Origin of the sequence: Streptomyces sp. C36 (assembly GCF_040932295.1) — a bacterium.
GTDB classification, from domain to species: domain Bacteria; phylum Actinomycetota; class Actinomycetes; order Streptomycetales; family Streptomycetaceae; genus Streptomyces; species Streptomyces triculaminicus.
In genome coordinates this window covers 243,219-260,307 of record NZ_JBFQGI010000004.1, presented here as the reverse complement: position 1 = coordinate 260,307, position 17,089 = coordinate 243,219, and the positions used below count along the sequence as shown (strand labels likewise).

Genomic DNA, 17,089 nt, shown 5'->3' with positions numbered 1-17,089 from the left:
GGGTTTGCACCGCCCCTCGGCGTGTCATTGAGGGGAAGTCTACGGGCTGCCGATACGGGCGCTACTGCGGATGACGGGTGTGGCGACACCCTCCGCCGGGCCTCTCCAGGGCGTCTCGGGCAGGCCGGACATGCCCCTCGTGTCCACCTTCGTGGCGACCTGACGGTCAGCTCCGACCACTCTCCGCGGACGTTTTCTTCGGCGAGCCCTTCGACTGTGCGAACACAGTGGAGAAACGGTCCCACCGGGCCATCTCGCAGCCGTTCCTCTTGTTGAAGTCGGCGTTCACGGGGCGCCCGGCCCACGTTCCCCTGACATGGGCCTGCTCGTCGCCGCCGTAGATCTGGGTGCAGTTCGCGTCCTCCGGCACGGGCGCGAAGAGGTCCTTGCCCCATTTGGTCTGGGTGTCGAGCTGGTCGCAGGCCTGCTGGGGGTGCGGATGGGTGCCGCCGGCCGGGTGGCAGTACAGCTCGTACGTACGGTCGTGGCCGCCGCTGCCCGAGACGGTGATCGTGAGGTGGTCGCCGCCGGTCTCCAGCGCCTCCGCACCGCCGAGCGGGAGCGGGGCGGCCGAGGCGGCGGGCACGGCGAGGAGCGCCGGGGCCAGCGCTGCTGCGAGGGCGAGGCTGCGGAGTGACATGCGAAAGCTCCTGGGGTGCGGCGGTACGGGGCGGAGGGAGCGCCGGAAGCGCCGGCGGAGCCCTTCTTCCGAACTAACGCTCCGGAGCGCCCCGCGTTGCGCGCCGCGAACGCCTTTGCCCGAGGCACCCGAGGGCCGGTACCGTAGGCTGCGATTGGTGAGAAGCCGCAAGGCTGTGTCATCATCTGCACGCAACACTCGCGCTCGCGCGGGTGTGCTGGAGGCGTCGCCTAGTCCGGTCTATGGCGCCGCACTGCTAATGCGGTTTGGGACTTAAATCCCATCGAGGGTTCAAATCCCTCCGCCTCCGCAGCCGGGCCCCGGTCGTAGCGATACGACCGGGGCTTTTGCGTTCCCGCCCTCGCGAGGGCGTCCCCGGAGCGCCGTGAACGATCTTCTCTTGGTCGTTTTCGCAGGTCAGGGAGGGTGTGGCGAATGGATTTCGTCTCGCGGCGCAGGTCATGTAATGTTGTCCACGCAACGCCGACCGGCAAGGAAAAACGCCGGAAAGCCGAGCGCTCGTAGCTTAACGGATAGAGCACTTGACTACGGATCAAGAGGTTGCAGGTTCGAATCCTGCCGAGCGCACAGCCGGAAGTCCTCGGACTTCCGACCGTCGCGGGGTGGAGCAGCTCGGTAGCTCGCTGGGCTCATAACCCAGAGGTCGCAGGTTCAAATCCTGTCCCCGCTACTAGAACCACAGGCCCGGTACCACAAGGTACCGGGCCTGTGGCGTTTCCGGCGCGGGAGGCATGCGGGTGAGCGACGACGGGATCCTGGCCTTCCGGAGGGCTCTGGGCCTGCCGGGCCTGATCGACGTCCATACGCACTTCATGCCCGAGCGGGTGCTCGACAAGGTCTGGGCGTACTTCGACGCCGCCGGGCCCCTGATCGGCCGGCCCTGGCCGATCACCTACCGGCACGCGGAGCTCGAGCGGCTCGGCATACTGCGTGGCTTCGGCGTGCGGGCCTTCACCTCGATGATCTACCCCCACAAGCCCGGGATGGCCGCCTGGCTCAACGGCTGGGCGGCGGACTTCGCCTCCCGTACGCCCGACTGCCTGCACACCGCGACCTTCTTCCCCGAGCCGGAGGCCGCGGGCTACGTGCGCCGGGCGCTGGACGCCGGGGCGCGGATCTTCAAGTCGCATGTGCAGGTGGGCGCGTACGACCCCGAGGACGCGCTGCTGGACGACGTGTGGGGCACGCTCGAGGACGCCGGGACGCCCGTCGTCATCCACTGCGGCTCCGGCCCCGTGCCCGGAAAGCACACCGGGCCCGCTCCGGTGGCCCGCGTACTGGCCCGGCACCCGCGGCTGCGGCTGGTGATCGCCCACATGGGAATGCCGGAGTACACCGACTTCCTGGACCTGGCCGAGCGTCATCCCGGCGTGCACCTCGACACGACGATGGCGTTCACGGACTTCTCCGAGCGGATCGCGCCGTTCCCGCCGGCGGAACGGGGGCGCCTGGCGGCGCTGGGGGACCGCATCCTCTTCGGCAGCGACTTCCCGAACATCCCGTACGGCTACGCGCACGCGCTCGAGTCCCTGACGCGGCTGGGGCAGGACGAGGCATGGCTGCGCGGCGTGTGCCACGACAACGCCGCGCGGCTGTTCGGGCTGTGATCCGGCCCGGGCGGTGAGCCGGCCCGGACCCTGACTCCGCCGCCCGTCAGAGCGGCAGGATCTGCGCCAGCTCGCGCCACTGCGGCCGCGCCAGGGAGCGGATCCGCTCCTTCCCCTGCGGGACGACCACCTGCACCGCCAGGTGATCGGCGCCCGCGGCCACGTACTCGTCCATCCGGTCCCGGATGCGCTGCTCGTCGCCGAGGGCGAAGAGCGCGTCGACCAGGCGGTCGCTGCCGTTGTCCTTGAAGTCGTCCTCGGCGAAGCCGAGACGCAGAAGGTTGTTGGTGTAGTTCGGCAGGGCGAGGTAGAGGGCGAGGAAGCTGCGGGCGGTGTCGCGGGCGCGGCCGAGGTCGGTGTCGAGGACGACGTTCACCTCGGGGGCGAGGAAGGCGTCGTCGCCCACCAGCTCCCGGGTGCGCGCGGTGTGGTCCGTGGTGACCAGGTAGGGGATCGCCCCGGCCGCGCGGTCCCGGGCGAGGCCGGCCATCTTGGGGCCGAGGGCGGCCAGTACGCGCTGCTCGGCGGGCACGGGCACGGGCGCGTCGTCCAGAGCCGTCAGGTAGTCGCGCATGGCGGAGTACGGGCGGGCGTAGCGCGGGGTGAGCGCGGTGTGGCTGACGCCGAGTCCGAGGACGAGGCGCTCGCGCGCCGAGGGCGCGAGGGCGGCGTACCCCGCGGCGACGTCGGCCGCCTCGTGGTCCCAGATGCTCAGGATGCTGGTGCCCACGGCGACGCGCCGCGTCGCCTCGAGGACGTGCGCGGCCGCGGCGAGGCCGGGGCTGCCACCGATCCACAGGGCCGAGAAGCCGAGCTCCTCCAATTCGGCGGCCGCCTCGCCGATTTCGCCCCGCAGGTGGGGGTCGTCCGAGTGGAGGCCTGCGCTCCAGATACCGATCGTGCCGAGGTCGGAAGAGAGATCCATGGTCACTCCAATCGGAGGTCGCTTCCGGTTATTCCGATTCTCAGGCGTTTCACAGGATGCCGAAAGAGCGCTCTCAGCCTTCCCGCCCACTATCGCGGCATGACCACCGCCACGCCTCACGGGCGTACCCGGCCGGCCCACGGGCGTCGTCCCCAGTCGCCGCACGTTCCTGCCGTGCTGCCGCACGTTCCTGCCGCGCTGCCGCACGACGACACGGCCGCCGTCCGCGTCCTGGTCGTCGACGACGAAGCCGTGCCGGCCGAACGGCTCTCCCACGCCCTGTGCTCCGAGGGCTGGCAGGTGCGTACGGCCGCCGACGGCGCCGAAGCGATCCGTATCGCCCGTGACTTCCGGCCGGACGCCGTCGTCCTGGACGCCGCTGTCGTGGGCGCGCGGACGCCCGGCCCGGACGGCGCGGACGGCGCGGCCGCGCTCGGGCGGCTGCGGGGGGAACTGCCGGGTGTGCCGGTGCTCTTCCTCGCCGGGGGGAGTTCCGGCGGGGGCCCCGGGGAGGTCCGTGCCGCCGCCGGGCTCACCGCCGGGGGCGACGACTGCGTCGTCAAGCCGTTCGGAGCCGACGAGGTCGTCGCCCGGCTGCGCGGTCTGCTGCGCAGGTCGCGGACGGCGGCGCCGCGCGGCGGGGCCGTCCTGACCGTCGGCGACCTCGTCCTGGACGAGGACAGCCGCGAGGCCTCCCGGGGAGGCAGGGAGATCCACCTGACCGCCACCGAGTTCGAGCTCCTGCGCTTCCTCATGCGCAATCCGCGCCGGGTGCTCAGCAAGCCGCTCATCCTCGACCGGGTCTGGTCCTACGACTTCGGCGGCCGGGCCAACATCGTCGAGCTCTACATCTCCTACCTCCGCCGGAAGATCGACGCCGGCCGCCCGCCGATGATCCACACCCGGCGCGGGGCCGGATACCTCATCAAACCGGCCGGAGGAGAGTGACGCCGAAATTTACTTGTACGGCGTAGAGGGAGTCTTGTACGGTGTACAACGCATCAGACGTACACCGTACAAGGGGGGCTCCCATGGCTGCGACGACCACCGACTCACCACCCGCCACTGCAGGCGACGACCACCGGCTTCCCACCCGGTGGCTGGTCCTCGCGGTCATCTGCCTGGCCCAGCTCACCGTCCTGCTGGACAACACCGTCCTGACCGTCGCGATCCCCTCCCTCACCGAGGACCTGGGCGCCGCGACCGCCGACATCCAGTGGATGATCAACGCGTATTCGCTGGTGCAGGCCGGCCTCCTGCTCACCGCCGGCAGCGCCGCCGACCGCTACGGACGCAAGAAGCTCCTCGCCACCGGCCTCGCCCTCTTCGGCATCGGCTCGCTGGCCGCGGCGCTCTCCCAGACCGCCGGCCAGCTCATCGCCGCCCGAGCGGGCATGGGCGTCGGCGGCGCCCTGCTGATGACCACCACGCTGGCCGTCGTCGTCCAGGTCTTCGACGACGAGGAGCGCACCAAGGCCATCGGTCTGTGGGGCGCGGTCAGCGCACTCGGCTTCGCGGCCGGACCCCTCATCGGCGGCGCCCTGCTCAACCACTACTGGTGGGGCTCGATCTTCCTCATCAACCTGCCGGTCGCGGTCCTCGGCCTGCTGGCCGTGCTCAAGTGGGTGCCCGAGTCCAAGAACCCCACCGGCGACCGCCCCGACCTGCTCGGCGCGCTCCTGTCCACGATCGGCATGACCGGCGTCGTCTTCGCGATCATCTCCGGCCCCGGCCACGGGTGGACCTCCGGTCGGGTGCTGGGTTCCGCCGCCGTGGGCGTGGTCACGCTGGCCCTCTTCGCCCTGTGGGAGCGGCGCTGCCCGTACCCCATGCTGGACATGCACTTCTTCCGCAACAGCCGGTTCGTCGGCGCCGTCTCCGGCGGCATCCTCGTCGCCTTCGGCATGGGCGGCTCCTTCTTCCTGCTCGGCCAGCACCTGCAGCTCGTGCTCCACTACGACCCGCTCGAGACCGGCCTGCGCATGACCCCGCTGGCGCTCGTCATCGTCGTCCTCAACTTCACCGGCGTGGGCGCCCGCCTGCTGCCGAAGATCGGTACGCCCGTCGCCATCGCCGGCGGCATGGGACTGCTGGCGGCCGGCCTCGCCGCGATCGCCGTGCTCGGCGCCCACGGCTACAACGGAATGCTGCTCGGCCTGGTCCTCATGGGCATCGGCATCGCCCTGTCCATGCCCGCCATGGCCACCGCCGTCATGTCCGCGATACCGCCGGAGAAGGCGGGCGTCGGCGCCGGCGTCAACGGCACGCTGCAGGAATGCGGCAACGGTCTCGGCGTGGCCGTACTGGGCGCCGTGCTCAACTCCCGCTTCGCGGCACTGCTGCCGGCCGTGGCGGCGGGGGCCGGATCCCTGCCGGAGGCGCTGGCGCGGGCGGGGTCGGAGGAGGAGCGGTCGTCGATCTCGGAGGCGTTCGCTTCCGGGGTGCAGGCCAGTCAGCTGGTGGGGGCCGGGGCCGTCATGGCCGGCGGTGTGGTGGCGGCGGTGCTGCTGTGGAGGGCGGAGCGGCGGGATCGCTGACGGGGGTTGTCGTGGGGCGGGGTTCGTCGGGGGTGGGGCCGGGGTGGGATGGGCCGGGCCCTTACGGGACTGGATTATTTACGGCCCGGAGCCCTCTGACGTGATGGTTGGCCCGTACGTGGGCCGCAAATAACCCTGACGTCCCTCTCAGGGCCCGGCCCATCCCACCCCGGCCCCTCCGGCCGGATTCCGTCTGCGGCCCCGTCCGGGGGAGGGAGGGGAAATGGGCCTCTGGCCGGATCATCGGCCGGGCGCTGGGGCGGCCGGCCCCGTCTAGCATCTCTTTCGATCGCATACACCGCACCGCTACATCCGCCACATCCACAGGCGTCGGAAAGTGAGAAATCCATGGCAAGCAGCCTGCGGACCACCAGCGTGTGGCTGGCCGGTGAGGGGCAGGGGAAGGCTCCGAAGCGCAAGGGGGCGGAGGTCGGGGGGCTCGACCGGGATCGGATCGTCGCCACCACCGTCCGGATGCTCGATACCGACGGGCTGGCGAAGTTCTCGATGCGCCGGCTGGCGGCGGAGCTCGGGGTGACGGCCATGTCGGTGTACTGGTACGTCGACAACAAGGACGACCTCCTCGAGCTGGCGATGGACCAGGCGTCCGCAGGCATGAGCGTCCCCGACGTGTCCGACGAGAGTGCCGACTGGCGCGATCAGGTGCGTGAGCTGGCGACCGAATACCGCAAGATGCTCGTCGCCCACCCCTGGGTCGCCCAGCTGGTGGGCCAGTACCTCAACATCGGCCCTCACTCGATGGCCTTCTCCGAAGCCGCGCTGGCGGTGATGCGGCGCATGGGGCTGGACGATCGCGGGGTGACGGGCGCGCTCAACGCCGTCTTCCAGTTCGTCTACGGCTTCGCGACGATCGAAGTGCTCTACCGGGAGCGTTGCCGCGCGGCCGGGGTGAGCGAGGAGGACTACCTCAAGCAGGTCATGGGCGTGATCGCCGAGCGGCCCGAGTTCTCGAAGCAGTACAAGGAAGCGGCCGAACTGGTGGAGGCACGCGGCACCGAGTCCATCGCCACGATCCGGGACCAGGACTTCACCTACGCCCTGGACATGATGATCGCCGGCATGGAGGCCATGCAGGCCCGCTGAAGTCCCCCAGCCGCAGCCCCACGCGCCGAAGGCGCGTGGGGCTGCGCTGTTGAGGGACCACCCGCGGACGGGATCCGACCGGAGGGGCCGGGGTGGGGTGGGCCGGGCCCTGAGAGGGACGTCAGGGTTATTTGCGGCCCACGTACGGGCCAACCATCTCCGGGGAACGGCTCCGGGCCGTAAATAATCCAGTCCCGTAAGGGCCCGGCCCATCCCACCCCGGCCCCGCCCCCCAACCCACCCGCACAAGACAACGGCACAAGACAACGGCCCCGGCACCGCTCCGCACCGAGGCCGTCCCCTGCCTCATATGACGTGCGGACCACTGCCGGGGCCAAGGCCCACGGACCGTTCATGCCGTTCAGGTCCGGGGCCACCGGCCGCCGCAGGGCGCGTTCCGCTCGTGGCGCGCCCCCCGTCGGCCGGGGTTCGGTGGGTCAGCCGGCCTGCCGGGCCGGCTCGGTGCCCGAGGGCGCCTCGGTGGACGTGGCGGCCTTCGGCCCCCCGTCCGCGTTGGACTTCAGCGCGACCTCCTTGATGAAGAGGGTCACGATGAACGCGATCAGCGCGCACGGCGCCGCGTAGAGGAAGACGTCGCCGACGGCGTGCCCGTAAGCGCTCTCCACGACGGTCCGGATGGGCGCGGGCATCGCGTCGAGGTCGGGGATGCCGCCTCCGCCCGTACCGCCGTGGCCCATGGCGGCCGCGGCCTTCGGCCCGAGGGCGGTGATGCCGTCCTTGACGTAGTCGGGGACTCGCGTGGCGAGGACCGCGCCGAGCGCGGAGACGCCGACCGCACCGCCGAGGGAGCGGAAGAAGGTGACGACGGAGCTGGCGGCGCCGAGGTCCTTGGGCTCGACCTGGTTCTGCGCGGCGAGCACGAGGTTCTGCATCATCATGCCGATGCCGAGGCCGGTGAGGGCCATGAAGAGGGCCAGGTGCCAGTACGCGGTGTCGTAGCGCATGGTGCCGAGGAGCCCGAGGCCGGCGGTGAGCAGCACGCCGCCGCTGAGCAGCCAGGCCTTCCAGCGGCCGGTCTTGGTGATGATCTGGCCGGAGACGGTGGAGGAGACGAACAGGCCGGCGATCATCGGGATGGTGAGGACGCCGGACATGGTCGGCGACTCGCCGCGGGCGAGCTGGAAGTACTGGGAGAAGAAGACGGTGCCCGCGAACATCGCGACGCCGACGAAGAGGCTGGCGAGCGAGGAGAGGGCGATGGTCTTGTTGCGGAACAGCCGCAGCGGGATGATCGGTTCGGCGGCCTTGGCCTCGGTGAGGATGAAGAGCGCGCCGAGGAGGACGGAGCCGCTGACCATGACGGCGGTCTGCCAGGAGAGCCAGTCGTAGTCCTTGCCCTTGCCGGCCCGGGTGACCCAGATCAGCAGCAGGGTGACGGCGGCGGTGATGAAGAACGCGCCCAGCCAGTCGACCTTGACCTTGCGCTTGACGACCGGGAGCTTGAGGGTCTTCTGCAGCACGATGAGCGCGATGATCGCGAACGGCACGCCGACGTAGAAGCACCAGCGCCAGCCGAGCCAGTCGGTGTCGGTGATGACGCCGCCGAGGAGGGGGCCGCCGACGGTGGCGACGGCGAAGGTCGCGCCGAGGTAGCCGCTGTAACGGCCGCGCTCACGCGGGGAGATCATGGCGGCCATGACGATCTGGGCGAGGGCGGAGAGGCCGCCGACGCCGATGCCCTGCACGACGCGGCAGGCGATCAGCATGCCGGTGTTCTGCGACAGGCCGGCGACGACGGAGCCGGCAACGTAGATCACGAGGGCCAGCTGGACCAGCAGCTTCTTGCTGAAGAGGTCGGAGAGCTTGCCCCACAGCGGGGTGGAGGCGGTCATCGCGAGCAGCGAGGCGGTGACGACCCAGGTGTAGGAGGACTGGCTGCCGTGGAGGTCGTGGATGATCTCGGGCAGGGCGTTGGAGACGATCGTCGAGGACAGGATCGCCACGAACATGCCCAGCAGCAGTCCGGAGAGCGCCTCCATTATCTGACGGTGCGTCATGGGCGCGCCGGCGGGCGCCTTCGCGTCGGCGTCGGCGGCGTCCCGCACACCTGCTGGTGTGGACTTGGCCATGGACTTCCTTTTCTTGCTCGGGTTTTCAGGCAGATGTACGGGGGATCCGGCATTCGCCGAAGCTCTCGCGGAGTCGCTTCATCAGGTCGATGAGCTGGCCGATGTCGTCGTCGGACCAGTCCCGCAGGCAGGTGGCGAGGGCGTCGGTGTAGCGCCCGCCCACTTCGCGCAGCTTCTCGGTGCCGCTGGGGGTCAGGCTCAGCTGCCGCGACCGCTTGTCCAGCGGGTCGGGCTGCCGGTCGATCCAGCCGCGGTCGGCGGCGTGGGCGACGTGCCGGCTGGTGACCGAGGCGTCGATGCCCATCAGCTCGCCGAGCCGGCTCATGCGCATGTCGCCGTGCTGCTTGAGCAGGGCGAGGAGCGCGGCCGTGGCGGGTGGGCAGTCGTGCGGCAGGGCGCGGCCCAGGCCGCGCTTGACCGCGCCGATGGCGCTGAGTTGCTTGGCCAGCTCTTCGTACTGTTCCTGTGCCGCCACCGGCTTCGGCTCCTCGATTCCGGAGTTAGGTTGCTTGAGGCAACCATAGGATTGATTGGTTGCTGAAGGCAAACGAATAATGCGCAAATCGGGTAAAGGAAGGCTCAAAGGTTGCTTGCCTGGCCGTAAAGCAGCAGGTCAGGGCCCCAGTCAGACACGGTCGGGCCCGGTCAGACCCAGTCGACGGCCACGTCGCGAGTCTCCACGCGCAGCCCCGGCGGTACGCGCCAGGCGTCGGCGCACACCGTCCAGGTCCCCTCCACGGACTCGCCGGGGCGGATCGGCGCCGGGAGGGCGTGGGCGGAGGAGACCGTCCACCAGTCGATGCCGAAGAGGTCGACGATATGGGTGCCCAGGGTGACGGTGCCGCCGGTCACGGGGCTGCCGCCGGTGTTGGTGAAGGTGAGGGTGACCCGCTCGCACCAGCGGTCCTCGGCGGGCTCGCGACGCGGCTCGCTCACGCCGAGCACGGCGGGCCCGGGCGCGGGCGTGGGTCGCGAGGACGGGGAGGGCGGCGTGGGGCGCGAGGGGTGTGACGGCGGGGAGGGCGGTGTGGCGTGGCCCGGGGCCGGCGGTCGCGCGGCAGGGGGCGAGGGGCGCGGCGGGCGCGTGGGTGGGATGCCGCCGCTGCCGCTCGGGGTGGCCGGGGCCTCGCTCGTGGCGGGGGCCGGGCGGGGGCTGTGCGTGGCGCTCGTACCGTTCGTGCCGTTCGCCGGCGTGGGAGAGGAGGCCGGGCTTCGCGCGGGTGGGGGCGTCGGCGTCGCGCCCTGGAGGGGGACGAGCTCCACGCCGCCTTTCGGCGGCACCGGGCCCGGGCCGTGCGCGCCGCGTCCGGCGGCCCCCGTGGCGACGTATCCGTCGCGTTCGCCGCCGCCGCAGCCCGTGAGCGACGCGCTCAGAGCGAGCGCGCAGAGCGCCGTGGCGCGGGCGAGCGTCTTCCGTCGCATCGGCCCAGTGTCGCTGACGGTATGTCAGCTGTACATGCTTCCGGGCCGATGTGCTCCGCGCCCGCTCAGTCCGCGATGAGTCCCTCGCGCAGCTGCGCCAGCGTGCGCGTGAGCAGCCGGGAGACGTGCATCTGCGAGATGCCGACCTCCTCGCCGATCTGCGACTGCGTCATGTTGGCGAAGAAGCGCAGCATGATGATCTGCCGTTCGCGCGGCGGCAGCTTGGCCAGCAGCGGCTTGAGCGACTCGCGGTACTCCACGCCTTCCAGGGCGGTGTCCTCGTAGCCGAGGCGGTCGGCGAGCGAGCCCTCGCCGCCGTCGTCCTCGGGGGAGGGCGAGTCCAGGGAGCTGGCGGTGTAGGCGTTGCCGACGGCGAGGCCGTCGACCACGTCCTCCTCGGACACGCCCAGGCACAGGGCGAGTTCCGGGACGGTGGGGGAGCGGTCGAGCTTCTGGGCGAGCTCGTCGCTGGCCTTGGTGAGGGCCAGGCGCAGCTCCTGCAGCCGGCGCGGCACGCGCACGGACCAGCTGGTGTCGCGGAAGAAGCGTTTGATCTCGCCGACGACGGTGGGCATCGCGAAGGTCGGGAATTCCACGCCCCGTTCGCAGTCGAACCGGTCGATCGCCTTGATCAGGCCGATGGTGCCGACCTGGACGATGTCCTCCATGGGTTCGTTGCGGCTGCGGAAGCGGGCCGCGGCGTAGCGCACGAGGGGGAGGTTGAGCTCGATGAGGGTGTCGCGGACGTACGTGCGTTCGGCGCTGTCCCGCTCGAGCGTGGCCAGCCGCAGGAACAGGGAGCGGGAGAGGGTGCGGGTGTCGATGGCTTCGCAGTCGTCGAGCACGGCGTGCGGTGCGTCGTTGGCGAGCACCTTCGCGCTGCCCAGGTCTACGGACATGCCACCCCCTTGAGGTCGCGGACGGGTCACAGCAACCCTCTCGGGTGAGGGGGTTCAGCCTCCACCTGAATACCGGAGGCTGCGCTGTGGCAAACGCAGTTCCTGCAGAATGTCACATGTCGGCAACACGCTGTAGCGTCAAGTCGACTTATCTTCCCCATGGCACCGGGGGGAGGGTCACCCGGGAGGGTTACGCCTCGATTCGATTTGCGGAGCGCAGCCGGGCGAAGCTTCGTGAGAGTAGCCGGGACACATGCATCTGCGACACCCCCAGCTCGGCGCTGATCTGCGACTGCGTCAGATTGCTGTAGTAGCGCAGCAGCAGGATGCGCTGTTCCCGCTCCGGCAGCTGTACGAGCAGGTGGCGCACGAGATCGCGGTGCTCGACGCCCGCGAGCGCGGGGTCCTCGTAGCCGAGCCGGTCGAGCAGTCCGGGCAGGCCGTCGCCCTCCTGGGCGGCCTCGAGGGAGGTCGCGTGGTACGAGCGGCCGGCCTCGATGCAGGCCAGCACCTCTTCCTCGGCGATCTTGAGGCGGTCGGCGATCTCGGCGGTGGTCGGGGACCGGCCGTGCAGCACGGTGAGGTCCTCGGTGGCGCCGTTGACCTGCACCCACAGCTCGTGGAGGCGGCGCGGGACGTGCACGGTGCGGACGTTGTCGCGGAAGTACCGCTTGATCTCCCCGACGACCGTCGGCATGGCGAAGGTGGGGAACTGCACCCCGCGGTCGGGGTCGAAGCGGTCGATGGCGTTGATGAGTCCGATGGTGCCGACCTGGACCACGTCCTCCATCGGCTCGTTGCGGCTGCGAAAACGCGCCGCGGCGTACCGCACGAGGGGGAGGTTGGCTTCGATCAGGGCGGCGCGCACGCGGGCGTGCTCGGGCGTGCCGGGCTCGAGCGCGGCGAACTCCTTGAAGAGCACCTGCGTCAGGGCCCGGGCGTCCGCGCCGCGGCTCTCGCGGCTGCGCGCGGCGGCCCCGGCGAGGTCGCCGTCGCCGGGCTCCTCGGCGTCGTCGGTCCGGTGCGGTTCGTCGGTGGGGTTGTCGCTCCGGAGGGGGGCTTCGGGCGCTGTACGGGCCGGCACGGTCACCACCCCTTTTCGGTCAACTCATCCGGCAAAAGCGGTCATAGCATCACAAGACATGTGCACTGTGTGCAAGCACCGCATAATGCCGTGTTGACGTGAAAAAGGACCCCTCACCAAGGCGGTGAGGGGTGCTCCTGCGGGCCGTGCGGGGGTGTCAGAACGGGTAGTCCGCGATGACCCACGTGGCGAATTCGCGCCACTGGCCGACGCCCGCCTGGTGGGCGGGGTGGTCGAGGTAGCGCTGGAGCGCGTCGGTGTCCTCGACGGCGGAGTTGATGGCGTAGTCGTAGGCGATGGGGCGGTCGGAGATGTTCCAGCCGCACTCCCAGGAGCGCAGCTCCGGGATCTGCCCACCGAGTTCCTCGAACGCGCGCACGCCCGCGGCGACGCGCGGGTCGTCGCGCTCGACGCCCTCGTTGAGCTTGAACAGGACGAGGTGGCGGATCACAGGCTGCCTCTTCGCTTGTCGCGCTGACGCGCCGCGGGTGCCCGGCGGGCCGGGTCCTCAGCTGATCAGCTGGGTCATGAACTCGCCGATGTTGTTGGCGGCGTCCGAGATCCCTTCGAACCCTATCTGCACCAGCTCGGCCGCACGGGCGGGGGAGTGAATGATCGTGTAGGCCACGAAGATGCCGAGTCCCCAGAGCGCGACCTTCTTCGTCTGCGCCATGACGCGCTGCCTCCCCTGCTGTCCCCTGTGCGGTCGCGAGAGTCTATCCGTGCAGGCGTACGAACGGACGTATGGCCGAAACGCATGGGCGCGTCGCCTGGACGGACGGTGTGGGGCTCTTCACGCCCCTCACGCCGTCTTTAAGGACCTTCGGCCCTGTGAAGAAGGCCCTTCGCCGGTCTTTCCGGGTGCCGGCCGGGCGGAGGATGGGGGTGCCCGCGGGTCTGGCAGGAATCCGGCGGGCAGGGACACGGAACCTCACTGCGGGGTCCGGGCCGCGCGCTTCCCCCCGACCGCGGCCCGTACTTGGAGGCCGTGTCCTCGCCGGGGGAGGCGGCCGGCCCCCCCGATGCCGCCTTCCCCGTCCCGCGTGTGCCGGAAGCCCCGGCTCCGGACCGTTTCGCGCACAGGTCCGGAGCCGGGGCTTTCCTGTCATCACGGGTGCGTGTCGGAGGTGATATCGGACCTCCGCCGGGGCACCAGAAAGGCACACGATATGCCCGATGAGGGAGGGCGGTGAGGTTCGCCATGGGCGTGTACGAGCTCGCCTTCACCATGCGGGAACGCGTGGCCGGGGGAGCGGTCGTCGTCGAACTGCTCGGCGAGATCGACATCTTGGCGGAACAGACATTGGGGCCCCGCCTCGAGACGCTGGCGGGGCGGTGCCGCGGGGACCTCGTCATCGACCTGCGCGGAGTGACGTTTCTCGACGCCAGCGGGGTGCGGCTGCTGCTGCGGGCGCGCGGGCGGACCGTCCGGTGCGGCGCGAGGCTGCGGGTCGTACGGGGCGGGGCGATGGTGTCGAAGGTGATCCGGATATCCGGGGTCGAGCCGGCGTTCACCTGGCTGGACGCCTTCCCGCCGTCGGCGGTGGGCAGCGTCCCGGCCTGACGTTCCGTGCACGGTCGTACGGTGCCGGCGGGGCCGCCCCGTGTCAGGCGCCGCCCGTGACGCGCCAGTCGGGGAACTCCTCGTCCAGCAGCGCCCGGACGTCCGCCGCCTCCGCGGCGCCGCGCCGCTCCAGCACGTCGTACGCCTCCCGCAGGCAGCCCAGCGCGATCCTCGGCTCGCCCAGGGCCGGCAGCGCCCGGCCGCGGGCGGCCAGGGCCAGGCCCCGGCAGTAGGCGTCGCCGAGCCCGGCCTCGGCCTCCAGTGCCCGGTCGGCGGCCGTGACGGCCTCGCGGTGCTGGCGCTGGTCCAGCCGGCAGTGCGCCAGATGCGCCCACAGCAGCGCCGTCCGGCGGGGATCGGTCTCCAGGCCCAGGGCCTCGCGCAGCCGGTCGGTGGCCGTCGCCGCGCGGTCGGCGGCCAGGAGCGTACGGCCCGCCAGGTGCAGGACGGCGGGCAGGACCACCGCGTGCTCCTCCTCCCGGGCCGCCTCGGTCGCCTCGTTGACGGCGGCCAGCGCCTCCTCCGCCCGGCCCAGCCCGATGTACGCCCGCCCCGCGTGGGCCCGGGCCTCGAGGGCCGAGGTCGTCGCCCCCTCGGCGCGCAGGTGGTCCTCGGCCTGGACGAGCAGGGGCAGGGCGTCGCCGGGCCGGCCCAGGGACAGCAGGACCACGCCGAGTTCGCCGGAGGCCAGGGTGAGCGCGAGCGGGTCGCCGGCCTTCTCGGCCAGCCGCAGGCACGCCCGCAGGTCGCGCTCGGCCCGCTCGTAGGTGTCGGGGCCGAAGCGGGGCGCGGCGAGCACGCGCAGCGCGCGGGCGGCGCTCGCGTCGTCCTCCCACTGCCGGGCCCGTTCCAGCGCCCGGCGGGCGGGCGCCTCGAGGTCCCGCTGCCGGGCGGTGCCCGTCGTCAGCCGGTCCCAGACGGTCAGCAGGTCGGCGGCCGGGCGCAGCGCGTCGGGGATGTCGAGGTCCAGCACCTGGCCGGTGAGGGCGAGCAGGTGCGGGTGGGCGTCGTGCAGCCAGGCGCGGGCGGCGGGGGCGTCGGGCAGGTGGTGGCCGGTGGTGGCGAGGCGGTGGCGCAGGTGGCGGGGTACGGGGCTGTCGGGGCGTACGCGGAGCAGGGCGGTGACGGCGGTGGCGAGGTGGTGGTCGAGCAGCCGCAGCAGCGCGGCGTCGCGCACGGGCGGGCTGTCGGTGCGCTCGCTCTGCCGCCGGGCGAACCCCCGGAGGAGGGCGGGGTGGCGGTGGCGGCCGGGGCCGGGCGAGGTCAGCAGTCCGGCGGCGGTCAGGGCCGCGAGGAGCGGCTCGGCGTCGGCGGCCCGGGGGAGTTCCAGGACGGCGGCGGCCGAGGCGGCGTCGAAGGAGGGCACGTCGGCGAGGGCCAGGAGCCGGAAGGCGTGGGCGGGTTCGGGCTCGAGGGCGTCGTAGGCGACGCGGAAGGCAGCCTCGGTGGCGAGGTCGCCCGGGTGGGTGTCGCCGGTGTGGAGCTCCTCGAGGCGGTGGCGCTCGTCGCGCAGCCGGGCGGCGAGGTCGGCGGGGGTGAGGAAGGGGCGGGTGGTGAGGCGGGCGGCGGCGACGCGCAGGGCGAGGGGGAGCGTTCCGCAGGCGGTCACCACGGCTCGGCCGGCCTCGGCGGGGCCCGCCGCGGTGTCGCCCGCGAGCGCGGCGAGCATCGCCAGCGCCTCCTTCTCCTCCGGCACGCTCACCTCGAGGTGCTGGGCTCCGGGTACCTCGAGGTCCGGTGCGCGGCCGGTGACCAGGACCGCGCAGCCGGGCGCGCCGGGCAGCAGCGGCAGGACCTGGCCGGTGCCGGCGGCGTCGTCGAGCAGCAGGAGCGCGCGGCGTTCGGCGAGCAGTGAGCGGTAGAGCGCGGTCCGCCGGGCGGTGCCCTCCGGCAGGGCTCCGTCGGTGACGCCGAGGGCGTGCAGGAGCCGGTCGAGGGCGGCGTCGGTGTCCAGCGGGTCGGGGCCGTTGCCGCGCAGGTCGAGGGTGATCAGGCCGTCGGGGTGGCGGGTGTGCAGGGCGTGGGCGGCGTGCAGGGCGAGGTCCGTGGTGCCGGCGCCGGCGGGGCCGGTGAGGACGACGACGGGCGCGGGCCGCCCGGCGGGGGTGGCGAGCGCGTCCCGGACGCGGGCGGCGAGCTCCTCGCGCCCGGCGGGGTCCGGGGCGGCGCCGGCGGCGTCCGTGGCGTCGTTCCAGGGCAGCGGGTCGGGCCCGGCGGCGGCGTCGGGGGCGGCGGCCGGGAGCGGTCCGGCGGGGGTGGTGAGGGCGGGGTCGCGGGCGAGGACCTGTTCGTGCATCCGGGTGAGTTCGGGGCCGGGGCCGCGGCCCCGTTCCCGCTCGAGGGTGCGCCGGGCGTCGGTGAACACCGCCAGCGCCTCGGCCTGTCGCCCGGCGCGGTGCAGGGCGTGCATGAGCAGGGCGCGGGTGCGTTCGCGCAACGGGTGCTCGGCGGCCAGCTGACGCAGGGCGGCGACGGCGCCGGCGTCGCGCCCCAGCGCGAGGGCGCACGCGAACAGGTCCTCCTGGGCCGCCACGCGCAGGTCGGCGAGGCGGGCCCGCTCGCGCTCGGCGTACGGGCCGGGCAGCGCGGAGAGTGGGGTTCCCTCCCACAGGGCGAGGGCCGCGCCCAGGTGTTCGTACGCCCCGGCGAGGTCGCCGGCGGCCCGCGCGGCCTCGGCCGTCTCCCGGTGGCGGTCGAACACGGCGGCGTCGACCGCGTCGGGGTGCACCCGTACGGCATGGCTGTCGCCCTCCGAGACCAGCAGGTGGGCGTGCGACCCGGGCGTGTGCTCCGGCTCGAGGGCGGCGCGCAGCCGTGCGAGGTAGGCGTTCAGGGTGTCCACGGCGCGCGCGGGCGGTCTGCCGCCCCACAGCGCTTCGACGAGCTCGTTCGTGGTGAGGGGCCGGCCGCCGCGCAGCAGCAGGATGGCGAGGACCGCCCGTTGCTCGGGGGAGCCCAGCGGCAGGGGCCGGCCGTCCATGTCCGCCCGTACGGGGCCGAGCACATGGAACCGCGGGCGCTGGGTCTCCTCGTCGCCGGACACGGGCCGTTCGCTCCTCGCTGCGCTGTGACCATTCGAAAGCTGTACCGATTCACCAGAAATTGATAGAGGCTGACCGGAGCTCATAGGAATTGTCTGAAGAGCACAGTACTAGCGCGAGTCCGGGCCGCGCCGGAAGCGCGACCCGGACCCGTT

15 protein-coding genes and 3 tRNA genes are annotated in these 17,089 nt (G+C 72.3%); 8 read left to right on the top strand and 10 right to left on the bottom strand.

Features of this window, described 5'->3' with window-relative positions; genetic code table 11:
• Nucleotides 1-166: 166 nt before the first annotated feature.
• Nucleotides 167-640: an SSI family serine proteinase inhibitor gene (locus AB4K12_RS14685; RefSeq protein ID WP_368434643.1), complete on the bottom strand. Its 474-nt coding sequence runs from the start codon at nucleotides 638-640 to the stop codon at nucleotides 167-169.
• Between the two features lie 219 nt (nucleotides 641-859).
• Here AB4K12_RS14685 and AB4K12_RS14680 point away from each other — a divergent pair.
• From AB4K12_RS14680 to AB4K12_RS14665, 4 genes are all read left to right on the top strand, one after another.
• Nucleotides 860-950 (top strand) — tRNA-Ser (locus tag AB4K12_RS14680).
• 205 nt (nucleotides 951-1,155) lie between these two features.
• A tRNA-Arg gene (locus tag AB4K12_RS14675) sits at nucleotides 1,156-1,228 on the top strand.
• Nucleotides 1,229-1,257: 29 nt separating this feature from the next.
• Nucleotides 1,258-1,331: transfer RNA gene (locus AB4K12_RS14670), tRNA-Met, on the top strand.
• Between the two features lie 61 nt (nucleotides 1,332-1,392).
• Nucleotides 1,393-2,268 carry an amidohydrolase family protein gene (locus AB4K12_RS14665; protein WP_368434642.1) on the top strand — a complete coding sequence of 292 codons (876 nt, stop codon included), beginning with the start codon at nucleotides 1,393-1,395 and terminating at the stop codon, nucleotides 2,266-2,268.
• A gap of 46 nt (nucleotides 2,269-2,314) precedes the next feature.
• Here the strand turns inward: AB4K12_RS14665 and AB4K12_RS14660 are convergent, their stop codons facing one another.
• Nucleotides 2,315-3,193, bottom strand: coding sequence for a TIGR03620 family F420-dependent LLM class oxidoreductase (locus tag AB4K12_RS14660; protein WP_368434641.1), 879 nt, complete (start codon nucleotides 3,191-3,193; stop codon nucleotides 2,315-2,317).
• A 174-nt stretch (nucleotides 3,194-3,367) separates the two neighbouring features.
• Here AB4K12_RS14660 and AB4K12_RS14655 point away from each other — a divergent pair, with 174 nt between their 5' ends.
• The 3 genes from AB4K12_RS14655 (at nucleotide 3,368) to AB4K12_RS14645 (ending at nucleotide 6,834) form a co-directional block, all read left to right on the top strand.
• Nucleotides 3,368-4,141 carry a response regulator transcription factor gene (locus AB4K12_RS14655; RefSeq protein ID WP_368434640.1) on the top strand — a complete coding sequence of 258 codons (774 nt, stop codon included), beginning with the start codon at nucleotides 3,368-3,370 and terminating at the stop codon, nucleotides 4,139-4,141.
• Between the two features lie 83 nt (nucleotides 4,142-4,224).
• Nucleotides 4,225-5,730 (top strand): MFS transporter, encoded by a 1,506-nt coding sequence (locus AB4K12_RS14650; RefSeq protein ID WP_368434639.1) that lies wholly within the window; start codon nucleotides 4,225-4,227, stop codon nucleotides 5,728-5,730.
• A 348-nt stretch (nucleotides 5,731-6,078) separates the two neighbouring features.
• Nucleotides 6,079-6,834 carry a TetR/AcrR family transcriptional regulator gene (locus AB4K12_RS14645; RefSeq protein WP_368434638.1) on the top strand — a complete coding sequence of 252 codons (756 nt, stop codon included), beginning with the start codon at nucleotides 6,079-6,081 and terminating at the stop codon, nucleotides 6,832-6,834.
• 437 nt (nucleotides 6,835-7,271) lie between these two features.
• Here the strand turns inward: AB4K12_RS14645 and AB4K12_RS14640 are convergent, their stop codons facing one another.
• From AB4K12_RS14640 to AB4K12_RS14610, 7 genes are all read right to left on the bottom strand, one after another.
• A complete protein-coding gene (locus AB4K12_RS14640; protein WP_368434637.1) occupies nucleotides 7,272-8,924 on the bottom strand; it encodes an MDR family MFS transporter in 1,653 nt (550 codons plus the stop codon).
• 25 nt (nucleotides 8,925-8,949) lie between these two features.
• Complete coding sequence (locus tag AB4K12_RS14635) at nucleotides 8,950-9,399, bottom strand: MarR family winged helix-turn-helix transcriptional regulator (protein ID WP_368434636.1); 450 nt, start codon at nucleotides 9,397-9,399, stop codon at nucleotides 8,950-8,952.
• 170 nt (nucleotides 9,400-9,569) lie between these two features.
• Nucleotides 9,570-10,346 carry a hypothetical protein gene (locus tag AB4K12_RS14630; RefSeq protein WP_368434635.1) on the bottom strand — a complete coding sequence of 259 codons (777 nt, stop codon included), beginning with the start codon at nucleotides 10,344-10,346 and terminating at the stop codon, nucleotides 9,570-9,572.
• A gap of 65 nt (nucleotides 10,347-10,411) precedes the next feature.
• Nucleotides 10,412-11,245: an RNA polymerase sigma factor SigF gene (locus AB4K12_RS14625; protein WP_071964858.1), complete on the bottom strand. Its 834-nt coding sequence runs from the start codon at nucleotides 11,243-11,245 to the stop codon at nucleotides 10,412-10,414.
• A 190-nt stretch (nucleotides 11,246-11,435) separates the two neighbouring features.
• Nucleotides 11,436-12,329, bottom strand: coding sequence for an RNA polymerase sigma factor SigF (locus tag AB4K12_RS14620; RefSeq protein WP_086567539.1), 894 nt, complete (start codon nucleotides 12,327-12,329; stop codon nucleotides 11,436-11,438).
• A gap of 157 nt (nucleotides 12,330-12,486) precedes the next feature.
• The gene (locus AB4K12_RS14615) at nucleotides 12,487-12,780 is read right to left on the bottom strand and encodes a Dabb family protein (RefSeq protein WP_368434634.1); all 294 of its coding nucleotides are present in this window, start codon (nucleotides 12,778-12,780) and stop codon (nucleotides 12,487-12,489) included.
• A 57-nt stretch (nucleotides 12,781-12,837) separates the two neighbouring features.
• Nucleotides 12,838-13,002: a hypothetical protein gene (locus AB4K12_RS14610; protein WP_368434633.1), complete on the bottom strand. Its 165-nt coding sequence runs from the start codon at nucleotides 13,000-13,002 to the stop codon at nucleotides 12,838-12,840.
• 516 nt (nucleotides 13,003-13,518) lie between these two features.
• Here AB4K12_RS14610 and AB4K12_RS14605 point away from each other — a divergent pair.
• Entirely contained in the window at nucleotides 13,519-13,893 is a 375-nt protein-coding gene (locus AB4K12_RS14605) for an STAS domain-containing protein (RefSeq protein WP_362254995.1), read from the top strand.
• A gap of 43 nt (nucleotides 13,894-13,936) precedes the next feature.
• Here the strand turns inward: AB4K12_RS14605 and AB4K12_RS14600 are convergent, their stop codons facing one another.
• A complete protein-coding gene (locus tag AB4K12_RS14600; protein ID WP_368434632.1) occupies nucleotides 13,937-16,936 on the bottom strand; it encodes a BTAD domain-containing putative transcriptional regulator in 3,000 nt (999 codons plus the stop codon).
• Nucleotides 16,937-17,089 lie beyond the last annotated feature (153 nt).

Excerpts from the sequence above, each read along its gene's own strand:
- AB4K12_RS14625 (WP_071964858.1), bottom strand. The coding sequence starts at position 11,245 with ATGTCCGTAGACCTGGGCAGCGCGAAGGTGCTCGCCAACGACGCACCG.
- AB4K12_RS14665 (WP_368434642.1), top strand. The coding sequence starts at position 1,393 with ATGCGGGTGAGCGACGACGGGATCCTGGCCTTCCGGAGGGCTCTGGGC.
- AB4K12_RS14630 (WP_368434635.1), bottom strand. The coding sequence starts at position 10,346 with ATGCGACGGAAGACGCTCGCCCGCGCCACGGCGCTCTGCGCGCTCGCT.
- AB4K12_RS14610 (WP_368434633.1), bottom strand. The coding sequence starts at position 13,002 with ATGGCGCAGACGAAGAAGGTCGCGCTCTGGGGACTCGGCATCTTCGTG.
- AB4K12_RS14645 (WP_368434638.1), top strand. The coding sequence starts at position 6,079 with ATGGCAAGCAGCCTGCGGACCACCAGCGTGTGGCTGGCCGGTGAGGGG.
- AB4K12_RS14640 (WP_368434637.1), bottom strand. The coding sequence starts at position 8,924 with ATGGCCAAGTCCACACCAGCAGGTGTGCGGGACGCCGCCGACGCCGAC.
- AB4K12_RS14685 (WP_368434643.1), bottom strand. The coding sequence starts at position 640 with ATGTCACTCCGCAGCCTCGCCCTCGCAGCAGCGCTGGCCCCGGCGCTC.
- AB4K12_RS14660 (WP_368434641.1), bottom strand. The coding sequence starts at position 3,193 with ATGGATCTCTCTTCCGACCTCGGCACGATCGGTATCTGGAGCGCAGGC.
- AB4K12_RS14650 (WP_368434639.1), top strand. The coding sequence starts at position 4,225 with ATGGCTGCGACGACCACCGACTCACCACCCGCCACTGCAGGCGACGAC.